This window comes from Mesorhizobium sangaii, assembly GCF_014207355.1.
GTDB classification, from domain to species: Bacteria; Pseudomonadota; Alphaproteobacteria; order Rhizobiales; family Rhizobiaceae; genus Mesorhizobium; species Mesorhizobium sangaii.
The window spans coordinates 411,170-426,950 of the sequence record NZ_JACHEF010000002.1 but is presented as its reverse complement, the minus strand read 5'-3'; the positions used below and the strand labels follow the sequence as shown (position 1 = coordinate 426,950).

18 protein-coding genes are annotated in these 15,781 nt (G+C 63.5%); 4 read left to right on the top strand and 14 right to left on the bottom strand.

The genetic code is table 11. The features are described from left to right. From ffh to HNQ71_RS11205, 5 genes are all read right to left on the bottom strand, one after another. Entirely contained in the window at positions 1–1,599 is a 1,599-nt protein-coding gene (gene ffh / locus HNQ71_RS11225; RefSeq protein ID WP_184872645.1) for a signal recognition particle protein, read from the bottom strand. A gap of 287 nt (positions 1,600–1,886) precedes the next feature. Further along, positions 1,887–2,846 carry a CPBP family intramembrane glutamic endopeptidase gene (locus tag HNQ71_RS11220; RefSeq protein WP_343068139.1) on the bottom strand — a complete coding sequence of 320 codons (960 nt, stop codon included), beginning with the start codon at positions 2,844–2,846 and terminating at the stop codon, positions 1,887–1,889. A gap of 150 nt (positions 2,847–2,996) precedes the next feature. Continuing rightward, complete coding sequence (locus tag HNQ71_RS11215; RefSeq protein WP_184872643.1) at positions 2,997–3,593, bottom strand: DUF1236 domain-containing protein; 597 nt, start codon at positions 3,591–3,593, stop codon at positions 2,997–2,999. A 63-nt stretch (positions 3,594–3,656) separates the two neighbouring features. After that, positions 3,657–4,754, bottom strand: a complete 1,098-nt coding sequence (locus tag HNQ71_RS11210) for a zinc-binding metallopeptidase family protein (protein WP_184872642.1) — start codon at positions 4,752–4,754, stop codon at positions 3,657–3,659. Positions 4,755–4,996: 242 nt separating this feature from the next. Continuing rightward, complete coding sequence (locus HNQ71_RS11205; protein ID WP_246461462.1) at positions 4,997–6,163, bottom strand: flavin monoamine oxidase family protein; 1,167 nt, start codon at positions 6,161–6,163, stop codon at positions 4,997–4,999. Positions 6,164–6,310: 147 nt separating this feature from the next. Between HNQ71_RS11205 and HNQ71_RS11200 the strand changes: the two genes are divergently transcribed. After that, positions 6,311–7,108 carry a lytic murein transglycosylase gene (locus HNQ71_RS11200; RefSeq protein ID WP_184872641.1) on the top strand — a complete coding sequence of 266 codons (798 nt, stop codon included), beginning with the start codon at positions 6,311–6,313 and terminating at the stop codon, positions 7,106–7,108. A gap of 328 nt (positions 7,109–7,436) precedes the next feature. Here the strand turns inward: HNQ71_RS11200 and HNQ71_RS11195 are convergent, their stop codons facing one another. After that, on the bottom strand, positions 7,437–8,660 hold the full coding sequence (locus HNQ71_RS11195) for an argininosuccinate synthase (protein ID WP_184872640.1): 1,224 nt from the start codon (positions 8,658–8,660) through the stop codon (positions 7,437–7,439). A 199-nt stretch (positions 8,661–8,859) separates the two neighbouring features. Between HNQ71_RS11195 and HNQ71_RS11190 the strand changes: the two genes are divergently transcribed. Continuing rightward, positions 8,860–9,501, top strand: coding sequence for a LysE family translocator (locus HNQ71_RS11190; RefSeq protein WP_184872639.1), 642 nt, complete (start codon positions 8,860–8,862; stop codon positions 9,499–9,501). Positions 9,502–9,513: 12 nt separating this feature from the next. On the opposite strand, the gene HNQ71_RS11185 is transcribed toward HNQ71_RS11190, so the two are convergent. From HNQ71_RS11185 to rlmN, 3 genes are read right to left on the bottom strand one after another with little or no spacing between them, the layout of a single operon-like run. Further along, on the bottom strand, positions 9,514–9,966 hold the full coding sequence (locus HNQ71_RS11185; RefSeq protein ID WP_184872638.1) for a hypothetical protein: 453 nt from the start codon (positions 9,964–9,966) through the stop codon (positions 9,514–9,516). Further along, a complete protein-coding gene (locus tag HNQ71_RS11180; protein WP_343068137.1) occupies positions 9,963–10,349 on the bottom strand; it encodes a hypothetical protein in 387 nt (128 codons plus the stop codon). The genes HNQ71_RS11185 and HNQ71_RS11180 overlap by 4 nt, the downstream gene beginning before the upstream one ends. A 59-nt stretch (positions 10,350–10,408) precedes the next feature. Further along, positions 10,409–11,644, bottom strand: coding sequence for a dual-specificity RNA methyltransferase RlmN (gene rlmN, locus HNQ71_RS11175; protein ID WP_184872636.1), 1,236 nt, complete (start codon positions 11,642–11,644; stop codon positions 10,409–10,411). Between the two features lie 272 nt (positions 11,645–11,916). Here rlmN and HNQ71_RS11170 point away from each other — a divergent pair, with 272 nt between their 5' ends. After that, positions 11,917–12,216 carry a hypothetical protein gene (locus HNQ71_RS11170; protein ID WP_184872635.1) on the top strand — a complete coding sequence of 100 codons (300 nt, stop codon included), beginning with the start codon at positions 11,917–11,919 and terminating at the stop codon, positions 12,214–12,216. Between the two features lie 120 nt (positions 12,217–12,336). Here HNQ71_RS11170 and HNQ71_RS11165 read toward each other — a convergent pair whose 3' ends face one another. From HNQ71_RS11165 to HNQ71_RS11155, 3 genes are all read right to left on the bottom strand, one after another. After that, positions 12,337–12,840 (bottom strand): invasion associated locus B family protein, encoded by a 504-nt coding sequence (locus HNQ71_RS11165; RefSeq protein WP_184872634.1) that lies wholly within the window; start codon positions 12,838–12,840, stop codon positions 12,337–12,339. 275 nt (positions 12,841–13,115) lie between these two features. Next, positions 13,116–13,478 carry a YkvA family protein gene (locus HNQ71_RS11160; RefSeq protein ID WP_184872633.1) on the bottom strand — a complete coding sequence of 121 codons (363 nt, stop codon included), beginning with the start codon at positions 13,476–13,478 and terminating at the stop codon, positions 13,116–13,118. Positions 13,479–13,594: 116 nt separating this feature from the next. Continuing rightward, positions 13,595–13,891 carry a 4a-hydroxytetrahydrobiopterin dehydratase gene (locus HNQ71_RS11155; protein WP_184872632.1) on the bottom strand — a complete coding sequence of 99 codons (297 nt, stop codon included), beginning with the start codon at positions 13,889–13,891 and terminating at the stop codon, positions 13,595–13,597. Positions 13,892–13,942: 51 nt separating this feature from the next. Here HNQ71_RS11155 and HNQ71_RS11150 point away from each other — a divergent pair, with 51 nt between their 5' ends. Beyond that, positions 13,943–14,461 (top strand): low molecular weight protein-tyrosine-phosphatase, encoded by a 519-nt coding sequence (locus HNQ71_RS11150; RefSeq protein WP_184872631.1) that lies wholly within the window; start codon positions 13,943–13,945, stop codon positions 14,459–14,461. Here the strand turns inward: HNQ71_RS11150 and thpR are convergent. Both thpR and HNQ71_RS11140 read right to left on the bottom strand, forming a co-directional pair. After that, entirely contained in the window at positions 14,365–14,961 is a 597-nt protein-coding gene (gene thpR, locus HNQ71_RS11145; RefSeq protein ID WP_184872630.1) for an RNA 2',3'-cyclic phosphodiesterase, read from the bottom strand. The two genes, HNQ71_RS11150 and thpR, sit on opposite strands and share 97 nt — an antisense overlap. 125 nt (positions 14,962–15,086) lie before the next feature. Continuing rightward, positions 15,087–15,731, bottom strand: coding sequence for an arylesterase (locus tag HNQ71_RS11140; RefSeq protein WP_184872629.1), 645 nt, complete (start codon positions 15,729–15,731; stop codon positions 15,087–15,089). Positions 15,732–15,781: the final 50 nt, after the last annotated feature.

The window sequence follows — 15,781 nt, the reverse complement described above, 5'->3', positions numbered from 1 at the left end:
TCACTTCTTCTTGCCAAGGCCGGGCAGGCCGCCGCCGCCCATGCCGGGAAGCCCCGGAAGCTTCATGCCGCCGGGCAGACCGGGCAGGCCGCCGCCGGGAAGACCACCGGGCAGGCCCTTCATGCCGCCGAGGCCGGCCGCCTGCGCCTGCTTCTGCAAGGCTTCGAGCTGCTTGGGATCCATCTTCGACAGGTCGGGCATGCCGCCGCCCAGGCCGCCCATGCCCGGCATCATGCCGCCGAGGCCCATCTTGGAGGCAAGGCCGCCCATCATGCCGCGCATCAGGCCGCCGCCTTTGCCCTTGCCGCCCATCGCCTTCATCATGTCGGCCATGCCGCGATGCATCTTCAACAGCTTGTTGATCTCGGCAGCGTCGGTGCCGGAACCGGCGGCGATGCGCTTCTTGCGCGAATGCTTGAGGATATCGGGATTGGCGCGCTCGGCCTTGGTCATCGACGAGATGATGGCGAGCTGCCGGCCGAACATCTTGTCGTCGAGACCGGCGGCGGCCATCTGGTCCTTCATCTTGCCCATGCCGGGCATCATGCCCATGATGCCGCCCATGCCGCCCATCTTCGACATCTGCTGAAGCTGGCCGGCGAGGTCGTTCAGGTCGAACTTGCCCGACTGCATCTTCTTGGCCATCGCCGCCGCTTGCTCGGCGTCGATGTTCTCGGCTGCCTTTTCGACGAGCGAGACGATGTCGCCCATGCCGAGAATGCGGTCGGCAATGCGCTTGGGGTGGAATTCCTCCAGCCCGTCCATCTTTTCGCCGGTGCCGATCAGCTTGATCGGCTTGCCGGTGACGGCACGCATGGAAAGGGCAGCACCGCCACGGCCATCGCCGTCCATGCGGGTCAGCACCAGGCCGGTGATGCCGACACGCTCGTCGAAGCTCTTGGCCAGATTTACGGCGTCCTGGCCGGTCAACGAGTCGGCGACCAGCAGGATTTCGTGCGGGTTCGACACCTTCTTGATGTCGGCCATCTCGACCATCAGCGGCTCGTCGATATGGGTGCGGCCGGCGGTGTCGAGGATGACAATGTCATGGCCGCCGAGCTTGGCCGCCTGGACGGCGCGCCGGGCGATGTCGACCGGCGACTGGCCATCGATGATCGGCAGCGTCGCGACCTCGACCTGCTCGCCGAGCTGGCGCAGCTGCTCCTGCGCGGCGGGGCGGCGCGTGTCCAGCGAGGCCATCAGAACCTTCTTGTTCTGGCGCTCGGAAAGGCGCTTGGCGATCTTGGCCGACGTGGTCGTCTTGCCGGAGCCCTGCAGGCCGACCATCATGATGACGACCGGGGCCGGCGCGTTGAGGTCAATGGCGACGCCCTCGGCGCCGAGCATCTCGACCAGCTCGTCATGGACGATCTTGACGACCATCTGGCCGGGCTTGATCGACTTGACCACGGCGGCGCCGACGGCCTTCTCACGCACCTTGTCGGTGAAGGAGCGCACCACTTCCAGCGCCACGTCGGCTTCAAGCAGCGCGCGGCGCACCTCGCGCAGCGCGGCCGAGACATCAGCCTCCGACAGCGCGCCGCGGCCGGTCAGGCCGTTCAGGATGGAGCCAAGGCGCTCCTGAAGCGATTCAAACATCTTGCGTCCTTTGATCTCGGTTCATTCGACCCGAGAGGTAATGCGTTCGCGCCAGGTGTCCAAGCAAAAGCCAAAACCAAAAAGCACCCGGGGGCGCTCAGCGCTGCCGGGTGTTGGCCTCCAGGATCGATTTACAGCACTTCACCTCAAAGAGGCTTCGGCGTCCTGGTCGGCTTGCTCGGAGGGATACTCGTCGCGGAATTCGGGGCGTGTAGACAGGAAATCGGCGGCAGAGTCAAGACAGGGCCTGGTTGGCGCCGGTGCCAATTGCGTCGCGCCGAGCAGAATCAATTCGCGCCGCTCGCTTCCGAACGATCGGCGGTGACCTTCAGGACCGAGCGTGGATGCAGCAGCAACGCAACCGTCAGCAGGCTGCAGGCGATGCCGATCAGGGCAATGAGAATTGCATCCGACACCATCCAGCCGGGCCCTTCGAGCGGCTTGGCGACGAACAAGGCGAAGGAATTGTAGCTCTGCTGGTGCGAGATCAGCAGGAAGCCGCTCAGATTGTTGCCCAGGTGGGCGCCGAACGCAGCCCCGAGATTGCCGGTGGCATAGACCACAAGCGTCAAAAGCAATGCGAAAGCGGCGACCGAGGCCAGCACGCAGGCGTTGATGGCGGCCGACGCGCTGTTGCTCCAATGCAGCGAGGTGAACAGCAGGGCCGGCAGCAGCGCCCAGATGAACGGGCTCATGAACCGGCTGGCGAGACCGCGCAGCAGATAGCCGCGAAACAGCACCTCTTCCGAAGACGTCTGCAGCAAGGTGAGGGTGACGATCGGGATCAGGAACAGCAGCCAGGACGACAGGCTGATCGGGCCGCGCGCAATCTCGGGCTGCAGGAGATAAAGCATGATTTCGGACAGAAACGAGGTGATCAGCACCGCGATCAGCCCCTTGAGGAAGCCCGACCGCGATACATGACGGCTGTCGCCAATCAGTGCCGACAACTTCTCGCCATGCACCCAGCGCATGGCGATCCACAGGCCGATCCAGATGCCGGCAAAAGACGCGAGCGCGGTGAGGATACCGATCGGCGAGGCGAGGAAGTCCTGCATCGCTCCATTGGCTGACGGAGCCGCCGATGCCTGCAAGGTGAAGAACAGATAGGTGCCGCCCAACAGCACGGCCACCGTCGTTGCGGCCCAGAGGAGGATGACGATCGCCGCTCCCAGGAACAGGCGCGGCAAGGTCGTCCTGGCGTTCGGCGAATGCCGGTAGCGTTCGAAGGCGGCAGGGTCGATCACGCGAAATCCTTGGGCAAGTGCTTCGGGGGGCAAGTGCTTCAGGTCGCATGATCTAGGAGATCGCCGTCTCGCGCGCAATCATGTCCGCTCGACTTGGCGACATGCGAGAGGCGACCGCCGCTGCGCTTCGCAGCGGTCACCTCGCTAGCGTCAACGGACCACGTACATGATGCGTCGTGTCGACGGATCGACCAGCGCCGGCTGGCCGTTCACATAGACATAGCGATAGTTGTAGTCCGGAATTTCGCGCAGCTCGACGGTGTCGGGCAAGGTCGCGCCGGTCACCACCTCGCCATCGAGATAGACGGGGTCGAGGCGATGCGCGCCGACATAGGTTGTAACCTTGGTCGGAGGCGGGGGAAAGACATCATTGAGCGGATCGCTGGCGATGATCGCTCCGGTGTAGTCGGTCGAGTAGCCGTCCGGCGCCGAGACGATCGCGACGCTGGAACCGTGCGGCCGCCGCGTCAGCACTACCCGGCTGCCGCCGAAATCAGCCGTCACATAGTCGGAATAGACCCAGCCCTGGCCGCCGGCTTCGGCGATGGTGCACCATTTGCTGTTTTCGATACAGCCATTGAGCGTCGCCGACTGACCGGCGGCGAGCACGCCGATCACCGGATATTGCGGACCGGGGCCGGCGCGCACGTTGAGGTCGGTGACGGCGGATACGGCGGTGTCGGCAAACGCGGCGCCCGACATCATCGTCAGCATTCCGGCGACTGCGGGAAACAATACGGATTTCATGGTTTTCTCTCCGTTTTCATGGTCCCTCACCAGCGAAACGGGGCAGTGGCGCATGCGTTCCCGCTAAAACGCCTGCGCCAGCTCACGATTTGTTCGCTTTGCCTTCGGCAAATCGGTCAGAAGTTCGTGAACGAAGGCCAATTTCCGCGCCGTGACGTCTGAAATGACGAAAGGGTAGAGGTCGGGCAGGCCCATGCAGCGGTTGATCGAATTGGAGGCTTCCGACAGCACCAGCCAGCGGGCGAGGATCTTTTCGAAAGGTTCTGGCACCGCGGCGGGCTCCGACGGCGCCGCCTGCAGTCCGCCGCCGGTGTCGCCTTGCGGCAAGTCGTTGGCCTCCACGGTCTCAAGCCGGCCGAGCGGGAAGTTCAGCGCATGGACCATTTCCAACGTGTCGGTGATGTGCAGATGGTGGGCCCATGTTTCCGCCCAGTCCTCCCACGGATGTGAGGTGGCATAGGCCGAGATGTGGCTTTGCTGCCAGTCGGGCGGCGCGCCGTTGGCGTAATAGGCCTTCAACGCCTGTTCGTAGTCGGCGCGTTCGTCGCCGAACAGCGCGCGAAAGGCCTCCAGCCGCTGCGGATCGTCGCGGATCAGGCGGTCCCAGTAGTAGTGGCCGAGTTCGTGGCGGAAATGGCCAAGCAAGGTGCGATAGTTCTCGCCCATCTCGATGCGCCGCCTTTCGCGCTCGGCCGAGTCGGCCTCGGCGACGTTGAGCGTGATCAGGCCATTGTCGTGGCCGGTCAGGATGCGCTCGCCGCCGGGACCGCCGCCGATCGGATCGGCGAGGAAGTCGAAGGAAAGGCCGACCTCGTCCGCAGGGTTCTGCTTGGGCGCGACCGGCAGTCCGAAGGCGAGCAGCGAATAGATGGCGCGCTTCTTCGCCGCCTCGACGCGGATCCAGCGGCGGCGATTGCCGTCCACCGACAGATCCGGGATCAGTTGGTTCAGCACGCAGGCGCGGCAAAAAGCCTGCCCCGGCTCGGCCATCCAGTTGCAGGCGCATTCATCGGCGTTGGTGCACTGGAAGATGCCGTCGACACCCGACAGCGCAAAACGCGCATGCTCGGGATCGTAGAGCACGAGGCTCGAGCAGTTCAGGCACTGGGCGTTCTCGAAATAGAGACGGTGGCCGCAATGCGGGCAGTCGAAGAGTTTCATGTTGGTCTCAAACCTTCAGAGCCAGCATATAGGTGCAAGGCGGCCCGTGCCCAACGCGAACCGCCGGCCGGTGTTCCACATCGATCGGGCTGTTTGTTCGACGATGATCTTCCCGAAACCCGGATTCCGCTTCGCTGGCGCTGCCCTTCGGTTCGGGATCATGCCCTATTTCGCCGCAAGCTGGGCCGCCACCTGTCTTGCCACCGCTTCACCCGACAGCCGCGCCCCGCCGCAGGTCTGGATCAGCGGACCGGCGAGTCTCCGGCGAAGAAGATTTTTTCCGCCACCGGCTGCATCAGCGTCGCACGGGCCAGCGACCGGCCGGGGCGGGCCGCCGCATAGGCGCCGCGCACGAAGCGCTCGCCGCCCCAATTGGTCATCATGGCGCGCGCCACGTGCTTGCGGGTGTCGCTACCGAAAATGCCGCACAGCCGGTCGACGACGAAGTCGATGCCCGCCGCCTCGCCCGCTGCCGACATCTCCCAGGCGAAGTCGCCGCCGACGAAACCGACCATCAGGTCGAGGTCGAACGGGAAGCACGGGAAATAGATGTCGTGCCGGGCCATGCGCTCGATCAAAAGGTCGTCGAAGGGCTGCAGGCCGAGCCTCGTGCCCCGGATCTCGACCGGCAATTTGGTCAGCATGCCCATCGGCAGGTCGAAGAAGGCGCCAAAATGCGTGTCGGGAAGGGCGGGCGAGAATTCGATCTCCTCGAAGGCGAGCACCGCCGGCGAGGCCGTGACGATGACCGCTTTGGCACGAACGGTGCCGCGATCGGTGACGCAGGCGACGCCTGGCACGTCCCAGAGAATCCTGCGCACCGGCGTCGACAATTCGACCGGCAGGTCGGCGCCGAAACGGGCGACCAGCGCGCCAAAGCCTTCCTTGCTGAAATAGTTGGGGTCGAGGTCGGCGGCAGCCTGAAAGTCGAGGATCGAAATCTCGTCCTCGTCGGCACCGAAATCCATCGGCCCGGCGAAGGTTGCCGCGGCGCGCGGCGCATGGCCCTTGGCGAGCAGCGCCGAAAGCCGGTCGTCGTCGCCCTCCTTCACCTCATGCTTGGCCAGCAATTCGAACAGCCGCGCGTCGGCCGCCTTCATCTCGGCCTCCTCGACCTCGCTTGCCTTGCGCTTGCGATAATAGAGATGGTCGACATTCATGTCGTGGTGATGCAGCGTCCAGCCGGCCGCCTGGGCTTCTGGATAATAGGGGTTGCGGTCGGCGGCGTGCAGCCAGGCGCAGCCGATGTCGAAGGGAATGCCGAAATGCTGGTCGCTGGTCCATGCGCGGCCGCCGATGCGGCCCATCGCTTCGAGCAGCTTGAAGGAGAGGCCGGCTGCCTGCAAGGTCCTGGCCGCGGCCAGACCCGCCGAGCCGGCGCCGATGATCACGACATCAACGTCTTCCATGGCTATTTCGCCCCCGCCACAATATTCACTTGATCGTAGGCAAATTCCCCGGCATTCGCCAGCACTGCAGCAGAGACAGTGACAAGTGCGGGTTTCGCTGGCAAATTCGCAAACGGGACGTGATTCAGGCAATCAGGAGAGAAAAGCATGGCATTACTTGCCAAGGGTAGGATTTTTGTGACCGCAGTGGTGGCGGTGCTTGCGCTGGCGACGGGCGCACAGGCGGCGGCCAGCTGTGGCAAGACTGGCGCCGGCTTCGAAGCCTGGAAGCCGGAGTTCGCCGCGGAGGCCAGGGCCGAAGGTGTAGGCCCCAAGGGTCTGGCCGCTTTGGCCGGCGCGACCTACGCAACAAGGACGATCTCGGTCGACCGCGGCATTCACAAGGCTTTCAGCGGCTCGGTGGAAGATTTCATGAAGCGCCGTGGCGGCGCCGCGATCATTTCCAAAGGCCGTGCGCTGAAAAAGTCGAACGCGGCACTGTTCAGCAAAATCGAAAGCAACTATGGCGTGTCGCCAGGCGTGCTGCTCGCCATCTGGGGAATGGAGACCGGCTTCGGTTCGGCCATGGGCAACCAGAATACGGTTTCTGCCATTTTGACGCTTGCCTATGATTGCCGTCGCCCCGAGTTCTTTTACCCGCATGCCATTGCAGCCCTGAAGCTGGTCGATCGCGGCGCGTTGACGGCCTCGTCGGTCGGCGCCGCGCATGGCGAGATCGGCCACACGCAGTTCCTGCCCGGAAATGTCTTGAAGTATGGCGTCGGCAGCGGAAACCTGCGCGACAAGGCGACTGCGCTGGCTTCCACCGCCAACTTCCTCAAGGGTCATGGCTGGCGGGCCGGTGCGAGCGCGGAGTCGAATATCGGCGCAATTGCCGGCTGGAATTCCGCCAGCGTCTATCAACAGGCCATCGCCCGCATCGCCACGGCGATCGATGGCGATTGAATAGAAGTCTCTGTTAGAAATATCTGTTCGGCAGAAAGCCCGGCCATGCGCCGGGCCAACCAAGGCAATAGCTTCAGTTTGAATTGGCAGGTCGCCGGGCGTCAGTGCCGCCCCTCACCTGCCTGCCGGCATCCTCTCCCCGTATAGTGACGGGGAGAGGGGCGCTCTCATCGACGGTTTCGCCAATCGCCAGCGTTGCAAGACGGGCGCCAAGGTTGCGGCCAGCCTCCTTCTCCCCGTCCCTATACGGGGAGAAGTGCCCGGCAGGGCGATGAGGGGCGGCGCTGGCCTCGACAATCGGTCCCGCGGGGACGAAACAGACTGAACATCAGCTCTTGCGGCTGCGTGCCGCCAGCGTGCGCAGCCTTAGCGCATTGAGGCGGATGAAGCCGGCGGCGTCCTTCTGGTCGTAGGCGCCGCGGTCGTCCTCGAAGGTGACCAGTGCATCGGAATAGAGCGTCTTCTTCGACTTGCGGCCGGTGACCATGACGTTGCCCTTGTAGAGCTTGAGGCGCACCGTGCCTTCGACGTCTTCCTGGCTCTTGTCGATCATCGCCTGCAGCATCAGCCGTTCGGGCGCAAACCAGAAGCCGTTGTAGATCAGCTCGGCGTAGCGCGGCATGAACTCGTCCTTCAGGTGCGCGGCACCACGGTCGAGCGTGATCGATTCGATGGCGCGGTGGGCCGATATCAGGATGGTGCCGCCGGGCGTCTCGTAGACGCCGCGCGATTTCATGCCGACGAAGCGGTTCTCGACCAGGTCGAGCCGGCCGATGCCATTGTCGCGGCCGAGATCGTTGAGCGCTGCCAGCATCGTCGCCGGCGACAGCTTCTTGCCGTTCAGTGCGATCGGGTCGCCCTTGAGGAATTCGATCTCGATCTCGGTGACCTTGTCCGGCGCATCCATTGGCGAAACGGTGCGCTGGTGGACGAATTCCGGCGGCTCGCTCCACGGGTCTTCCAGCACCTTGCCCTCGGAGGACGAATGCAGAAGGTTGGCGTCGACCGAGAACGGCGCGTCGCCTTTCTTGTCCTTCGGCACCGGAATCTGGTGCTGCTCGGCGAAATTGATCAGGTCGGTGCGCGACTTGAACGACCAGTCGCGCCATGGCGCGATGACCTTGATGTCGGGGTTCAGCGCGTAAGCCGATAGCTCGAAGCGAACCTGGTCGTTGCCCTTGCCGGTGGCGCCATGCGCAATCGCGTCGGCGCCGGTCTCCCTGGCGATCTCGACCAGATGCTTGGAGATCAGCGGCCGCGCGATCGAGGTGCCGAGCAGGTAAGTGCCTTCATAAACGGCGTTGGCGCGGAACATCGGGAAGACGAAATCGGAGACGAACTCCTCGCGCACGTCGACGACGCGGATATCCTTGATGCCCATCATCTCGGCCTTGCGGCGGGCCGGCTCGAGTTCGCCGCCCTGGCCGAGATCGGCGGTGAAGGTGACGACTTCGGCGCCGAGTTCGGTCTGCAGCCATTTCAGGATGATCGATGTGTCGAGGCCGCCGGAATAGGCGAGCACGACTTTCTTGACGTCTTTTGCTTTTGACATTTGGCGGTTCCGCGATCACGAGTTCTCGGCGGGCGAGGTATCACGCCGTTTCCGGGCTGCGCAAGAGATGAACGCCGCGGACCGTTGGTTCACCGGACACGACCCAAGGCGCTGGATCAGCCTTTCGGCCGTCCAGTTGCTGGCAGCGATGGTTCGTATCCATTATAGGCTTGCGTGTTCCCGAGCCAAAGGGCCGTCCATGTCGTTCATTCCAGACACCGCCACGCTGATCCAGTTCGCCATCGCCACCGTGATCCTGGCGATCACGCCCGGACCGGACATGACCTTGTTCGTCTCGCGCACGCTGAGCCAGGGCCGCGCCACCGGCTTTGCCTCGATGGCCGGCGCGCTGTGCGGCACGCTGATCCACACCACGCTGGTTGTGGTCGGTGTCTCGGCGCTGATCGTCGCCTCGCCGATGGCCTTCTTCGTGCTGAAGATCTTTGGCGCCGGCTATCTCGTCTTCCTCGCCTGGCAGGCGATCACCAGGGGCTCGGCGTTTTCGCCTGAGAAGAAGCCGGGGCCTCGGATTTCGCTGTTGCGCAGCTGGGCCGCGGGGCTCGGCGTCAATCTGCTCAACCCCAAGATCATCCTGTTCTTCATGACCTTCCTGCCGCAGTTCGTCTCCGCGCATGACCCGAACGCGCCGGGAAAACTGTTTTTCCTCGGCTCGATGTTCATCGTGCTGTCGATCCCGGTGACCGCGCCGATGGTGCTGGCGGCGGAGAAGTTCTCGGCGGCGATGAAGGCCAGCCCGCGCGTGACGCGGGTGGTCGACTATCTCTTTGCCGGCGTATTTTCGGCTTTTGCGCTCAAGATCCTGAGTGCCCAGGCGAAATAGGTCTTTTCGGGATCATGGTCCGTCTTGCCACCAGCTACCGGCCCAGCGACCGGCGCTGAGCCAGTAGAAGATGCCGCCGACCATGCCGCCGCCGATCACCGCCAGGATGGCGCTGGTCTCCCGGACCGCGAAGGCCGAGTCACGGGCATTGTCGACCAGGCCGAGGAAAACGGCCGCGACCACCGCGCCCGCCAGGGCATAGAACAGCCAGTCGCGCCGGCCGAGGATCTCGGCGAGCAGGATGACGATCGCCGCCGGCATGAAGGCGAAATAGGCGACGAACAGGGCGACAAAGGGAATTGAGAAATACAGCGAGGCGGTTGCCGTCGGGTGCGCTTGCTCCGGCATGTAGCCAAGCGAGGCCAGGAACAGGATGTTGAGGAAGGCGCTCGCCGCCAGCGCCGCCACCGCGTAGCCGAACAGGATGACGGCGAACCGGACGAGGTAACCAATGAGGCGGCTCATCCCAGATCCCGGCGTGTGAGATGACCGGACTTGCGTCCGGCCAGAAGCCAGTAGACCGTACCGGCAGCAATGCCGGCCGTGGCCAGAAAACCGAGATAGCCCGGATTGAAAACAAAGCTTCCGGCCGAGCGCGGGATGGAAACACCAAACGCGGTCGAGGTAACCGCACCCGTGGCCGCAAAATAGAACCATCCTCGAAGCGCCAAACGTTCGGCGACAAAGATTGCGGGGCCGACGATCAACAGCGCGCCGACCATCACCGTCAACACTGCAAGCGGGAAGGAGCCCAGCCAATCGAATGCGAAAATGATCGACCAGTTGCCGTCTTCGATCCCTTCCAGAAGAGCGATCAGCAGCACCGGCACCAGGATCGACGTCAACACACCGGCAAAATAGCCGACGGCTATCGTGGCGAAGCGCCTCAGCCAGGCGAAGCGGCGGCTCACGCCTCGCCGTGCCCCGCAATCATCATTGCTTCCAGCGCCAGCCGGTCGACCTTGCGCATGCGCTCGGAGTCCGACTTTAGCTGGCCGCAGGCGGCCAGAATGTCACGGCCGCGCGGCGTGCGGATCGGCGAGGCATAGCCGGCATTGTTGATGTAGTCGGCGAACTTCTCGATCGTCTCCCAGTCCGAGCACTGGTAGTTGGTGCCCGGCCACGGGTTGAACGGGATCAGATTGATCTTGGCCGGAATGCCCTTGAGCAGCTTGATCAGGCCCTTGGCGTCCTCGATGGAATCGTTGACGTCCTTCAGCATCACATATTCGAAGGTAATGCGCTTGGCGTTGGACAGGCCGGGATAGGCGCGGCAGGCGGCGATCAGCTCCTTCAGCGGATACTTCTTGTTGATCGGCACCAGCAGGTCGCGCAGGTCGTCATTGGTGGCGTGCAGCGAGATCGCCAGCATGACGCCGATCTCCTCGCCGGTGCGGAAGATTTCGGGCACGACGCCGGAGGTCGAGAGCGTGATGCGGCGCTTCGACAGGGACAGGCCGTCGCCGTCGGAGGCGATCAGGAGTGCCTTCTTTACCGCCTCGAAATTATAGAGTGGTTCGCCCATGCCCATCATGACGATGTTGGACACTTTGCGGCCCTCGGCCGGCACGATGGCGCCGTCGGGCGTGTCGCGGTCGGGGAAATCGCCGAGCCGGTCGCGGGCGGTGAGCAACTGGGCGAGGATTTCCTCCGCCGTCAGATTGCGCACCAGCTTCTGGGTGCCGGTGTGGCAGAACGAGCAGGTCAGCGTGCAGCCGACCTGCGAGGAGATGCAGAGCGTGCCGCGGCCTTCCTCGGGAATGTAGACGGTCTCGATCTCGACCGGCCGTCCAGCGCCGCGCGGCGGAAAGCGGAACAGCCATTTGCGGGTGCCGTCGGAAGAAATCTGCTCCTCGACGATCTCCGGCCTGGCAACGGTAAAATGCTTGTCGAGTTCGGCGCGCAAATCCTTGGAGATGTTGAACATGCCGGCAAAGTCGGAAACGCCGCGCACATACATCCAGTGCCAGAGCTGCTGGGCGCGCATCTTCGCCTGGCGCTCCGGCACGGCGCCGGATGCCACCAGGGCCTCGCCGAGCTCGGCCCGCGTCAGGCCGATCAGCGACTGCTTTTCCGGTTGTGCGGCGCGGGCGCGCAATGCGTCACGGGCGCCATCGGCGGTGAGATCGAATGAAAGGGTCATGGTTGCACTGATATAAGCGGTTTGCGGCCGATTTCACTTATCGTGCCGGACATGAAGCGCGGCGCATAGCACAGGTTGGGGGCGGAGTCATGCGGGGAGAATGCAACCCGATGCACGCCGGCTGACAGCCCGTTGCGATCATCCGGCGGCCTTGCCCCTTCTTCCCGCTGCAAAAAGAACCGATCACATGGTCGTGTATGCGTAACGATTCCCATTGCGCCTTCGAAGTCTGAAGGGGGCAACCATGCCTCTACAAAATGGGAGTATGCAGAATGAACTCTATCAAGCTTGCCGTCATTGCCGGTCTCGTCGGCCTTTCCGCCTCGCAGGCACTTGCCGAAGACGCGATGGGCACAATGACCATGATGAAGGGTGGAGAAGTGATGGCGATCATGCCGGACGGGCATATGGGCACCATGATGCCGGATGCAAAGATGGGCGCCGAGATGATGAAGATGGCCAAGCCAATCAAACACTGCATGATGATGATGACCGACGCCAAGGGCAAAGCCTTCATGATCGATACGTCGACCAAGAAGGCTCAGGCCGAATGTGAAAAAATGGCCATGTGAGACTAAGCCGCCGGTATACACGCCGGCCTGAAAAAGCGAAAAGGCCGGACTTTGCGGTCCGGCCTGTCATGCAAAACGACGCTTTGGCAAAACGAAGCTTTGCCTATTTGCCCTTTTTGCCTACTTGCACTTGGCGATCGAGGACAGCGCCGCCGAAATGCCCTTCAGCGAGAAGACATAGGAGGTGGGATTGCCGCGGCCGGACTTCGCCGTCACCTTCATGTCGGTGCCGGTCTTCATGGCGGCGATCAGCACCGGCTCCTCGGCGGCGTTCTCGACCCAGGCCGACTTGCCGCGCGTGAACATCGAGAACGACTTCTTGTCGATGGTGACGGTGGCCTTGGAGCCTTCCTGGAAGTTGTAGCCGGCGATGAATTGCGGCTCGTAGGACACTTGCTGGCCGGGCCGCTGGCTGACGAAGAAGAACATGTCGCCATGGTCGAGCGTCGGCGGCTGCTTGTCGGTCGGCACGGTCAAGACATAGCAGACCTTGCCCCCCGATGCCTGGTAGCTGTAGGTGCCCCACGCATTGTGCTGGCCGATCTTGGTCGCCGACTGCGCCAGTGCCGGCGCTGCCACGGCCACCAGGACCAGGCTCGTAACTGTAGCAATCAATCCGCGCATCGTTTTTCCCGTATTCCAAAGGTGCGGCGGCAGGCCGGCTTGGCGTCCTGCCCGTCGCTTCATTTTGATTTAATCTGGGTTACCAAACGGTGAATTTCCTTTGAGAAAAGGACCCGCACCCGAGGAAACCGCCGCCATTCCCGCGCCGCCGCCTTGCGAGCGGGTGGCGCGACGTCCCTTTCGCGACTTGGAGGCCACGAAAGCGGCAAGAGTTTGACTTTTTGATTTGCCGCCAAACGCAGGCTCCAAAGGCATTTGCGCGGGCGCCGGCCTGCTCAGCCCTTGTCGGCGATGGCGTCCTTGGCGGCCTGCCGGTGCGCCGGCGTGATGTGGGCGCTGACGGCGGTGATGGCGGCGGTGAGCACGGCGATGTCGTCGGTGAAGCCAAGCCCGAGGACGAAGTCGGGGATGACGTCCACTGGCAGCACGAAATAGCCGAGCGCGGCCAGCAGAATGCCCTTGGCGCGCAGCGGCGTGTTCTTGTCCATGGCGCAGAAATAGGCGGCCACGACCTCTTCCATGAAGGGGATCTGCCGCGCGGCCTTCTTCGCCGTGCGCCAGAATTTCTCGCGCACTTCGTTCTCGTCGCCCAGCTTGCCGCCGAAGCCGAAGAAATCAAAACCGGATTGTTGCGCCATCAGTTTCTCCTCGCGAGCGTCCATGCGCATTCCAGCGCATTCCCCGAGAGCGAAAATGTGGTGAAACCCGACCCAAGCTGCAAGATGCCGGCGCCGATTTGGCAACCGCTGCGCGTTCAGCTTCCGAAAAAGCGGTTCATCTTCTTCGCCAGATCGATATCGAGCGCGGTCACGCCACCGGCATCGTGGGTGTTCAGCGTCACGTCGACGGTCTTGTAGACATTCGACCAGTCGGGATGATGGTCCATCTTCTCGGCGGCCAGTGCCACGCGGGTCATAAAGGCGAAGGCTTCGGAGAAATTCGCGAAGGTGAACGTGCGCTTGATCGAGGCGCCATCGGCGGCCAGCGCCCACCCGTCGAGCCCGGTCAACGCTGCGGCGACTGCTTCCTTGCCCAGTTTCTCTCTCGTCATGTCAGCTTCCCATGCTATTTCGACTGAAGTCGTCACCATAGCGTTGGATCGATGAGCGCGAAGCCCATAAATTCCATTCTTTTCGTCTGTCTCGGCAACATCTGCCGGTCGCCACTGGCCGAGGGCGTTGTTCGCGCCGTGCTGGCAGAGCGCGGATGGGGCGGGGATATGCTGCTCGATTCAGCCGCAACCAGCGGCTGGGAGGTCGGCTCACCTCCCGATCCACGCTCGATCGCGGTTGCGGTGCGTCACGGCATCGACATTTCCCGACAGAGGGCGCGCAAGGTCACGCCGGAGGATTTTCACCGCTTCGACCTGATCCTCGGCATGGACCGGTCGAATGTTCGCGACCTGAAAGCGCTGGCGCCGGCTGCCATGCACGACCGGGTGCACCTGTTCCTGGAGTTCGCCAAGGGCAAGGCGCGCGACGTGCCGGACCCCTATTATGACGGGGCGGAAGCCTTCGCCTCGGTCTACCGCATGATCCGCGAGGCGTCGGAGGCGCTGGCGACAAGGCTCGAGGCACGGGTGTCCTTGCCCGACAACGGCCAGGCTTCCTCAACGATGTAGGGGCCGCCGCCGACCGAATCGCGCGACGACATCAGCACGAAACGGCCGATGCGGAACGGCAATGTCGAGAAATTGCCGCGTGCCGAGAGATACTGGGCGACGTCGAGCGGGGTCGAATTGCGCAAGCGCGCCAGCGTCACATGCGGCATGAACTTGCGTGGATCGGCGGGAATGCCGAGCCGCTGGCAGATGCGGTCGATCTCGCCCTGAAGAGCGGCAAGATCGGGCGAGGCGGAGGCGCCCGCCCACACCGCGTGCGGCTTCTTCTGGCCGAAAGCGCCGACGCCGGACAGGGTCAGCGGGAAGGAGGGGCGGTGGACGCGGTCGAGCGCGTTGGCGATCTCGTCGGCGACGTGACCCGGTACATCGCCGATGAAGCGCAGCGTCAGATGGTAATTCTCGACGTCGATCCAACGGGCCCCGGGCAGGCCACCCCGCAGCAGGGACAGCGAAAGGGCGGCGTCACGCGGTATTTCGAGGGCGGTGAAAAGACGCGGCATGAAGAGCCTCCCTTCCTCGAATCGAATATTAGCCCTAGCGAATCATCGAAAATCAAACGGAGCAAGAGGTTTGTTGGTCACAGGCTTTGTTAAAAGTTTCCCCAACGGAAGCAATTAGTCCGATCTCACGAACCTCCCGGCGCCGCTGCGATCGCCTTTTCGACCGTCGGCAAGATGCGTTCGACCATCTGGTCGACACCTTGAGGGCTCGGATGCAAGCCGTCCTCGAGCTGCATGCCGGGCTGACCGGCGACGCCGTCGAGAAAGAACGGGTAGAGCGCAACGTCGTATTTCCTGGCAAGGTCGGGAAAGATGGCGTCGAAGGCGTTCTGGTAGTCGGCGCCGAGATTGGGCGCGGCGCGCATGCCGGCCAGCAGTACGGCAATCCTGCGCTCCTTCAGCTTGCCCATCATCTCATCTAGGTTCCTTCTGGCGATGTCGGGCGAGACGCCGCGCAGCATGTCGTTGGCGCCGAGTTCGAGGATGACCAGCTGCGTGCCGTCGGGCACCGACCAGTCGAGCCGCGCCAGGCCGCCGCTCGTCGTGTCGCCGGAGACGCCGGCATTGGCGACCGTCACGTCGCGACCCTGGGCGCGAAGGGCGGCCTGTAGTTTTTCGGTAAAGCCCTGATCCGGCCCAAGGCCAAAGCCCGCCATCAGGCTGTCACCGAAGCCGACGATCTTGAACGGCTCGGCACGCGCCGACGAATTGGCGCCGCAAAAGGCGAGGAAAACGATGGAGCCTGCGGCAATCAGGCGTTTGAAAGACATGCGGCAGGCCCCATATACCCGAGGAATTCTTGCGACGGCATCCTGCAAGC

What these genes read in the sequence shown, in the direction of transcription:
- ffh (WP_184872645.1), bottom strand. Translation starts at nt 1,599, where the DNA reads ATGTTTGAATCGCTTCAGGAGCGCCTTGGCTCCATCCTGAACGGCCTG.
- HNQ71_RS11215 (WP_184872643.1), bottom strand. Translation starts at nt 3,593, where the DNA reads ATGAAATCCGTATTGTTTCCCGCAGTCGCCGGAATGCTGACGATGATG.
- HNQ71_RS11210 (WP_184872642.1), bottom strand. Translation starts at nt 4,754, where the DNA reads ATGAAACTCTTCGACTGCCCGCATTGCGGCCACCGTCTCTATTTCGAG.
- HNQ71_RS11205 (WP_246461462.1), bottom strand. Translation starts at nt 6,163, where the DNA reads ATGGAAGACGTTGATGTCGTGATCATCGGCGCCGGCTCGGCGGGTCTG.
- HNQ71_RS11200 (WP_184872641.1), top strand. Translation starts at nt 6,311, where the DNA reads ATGGCATTACTTGCCAAGGGTAGGATTTTTGTGACCGCAGTGGTGGCG.
- HNQ71_RS11195 (WP_184872640.1), bottom strand. Translation starts at nt 8,660, where the DNA reads ATGTCAAAAGCAAAAGACGTCAAGAAAGTCGTGCTCGCCTATTCCGGC.
- HNQ71_RS11190 (WP_184872639.1), top strand. Translation starts at nt 8,860, where the DNA reads ATGTCGTTCATTCCAGACACCGCCACGCTGATCCAGTTCGCCATCGCC.
- HNQ71_RS11185 (WP_184872638.1), bottom strand. Translation starts at nt 9,966, where the DNA reads ATGAGCCGCCTCATTGGTTACCTCGTCCGGTTCGCCGTCATCCTGTTC.
- rlmN (WP_184872636.1), bottom strand. Translation starts at nt 11,644, where the DNA reads ATGACCCTTTCATTCGATCTCACCGCCGATGGCGCCCGTGACGCATTG.
- HNQ71_RS11170 (WP_184872635.1), top strand. Translation starts at nt 11,917, where the DNA reads ATGAACTCTATCAAGCTTGCCGTCATTGCCGGTCTCGTCGGCCTTTCC.
- HNQ71_RS11165 (WP_184872634.1), bottom strand. Translation starts at nt 12,840, where the DNA reads ATGCGCGGATTGATTGCTACAGTTACGAGCCTGGTCCTGGTGGCCGTG.
- HNQ71_RS11160 (WP_184872633.1), bottom strand. Translation starts at nt 13,478, where the DNA reads ATGGCGCAACAATCCGGTTTTGATTTCTTCGGCTTCGGCGGCAAGCTG.
- HNQ71_RS11155 (WP_184872632.1), bottom strand. Translation starts at nt 13,891, where the DNA reads ATGACGAGAGAGAAACTGGGCAAGGAAGCAGTCGCCGCAGCGTTGACC.
- HNQ71_RS11150 (WP_184872631.1), top strand. Translation starts at nt 13,943, where the DNA reads ATGAGCGCGAAGCCCATAAATTCCATTCTTTTCGTCTGTCTCGGCAAC.
- thpR (WP_184872630.1), bottom strand. Translation starts at nt 14,961, where the DNA reads ATGCCGCGTCTTTTCACCGCCCTCGAAATACCGCGTGACGCCGCCCTT.
- HNQ71_RS11140 (WP_184872629.1), bottom strand. Translation starts at nt 15,731, where the DNA reads ATGTCTTTCAAACGCCTGATTGCCGCAGGCTCCATCGTTTTCCTCGCC.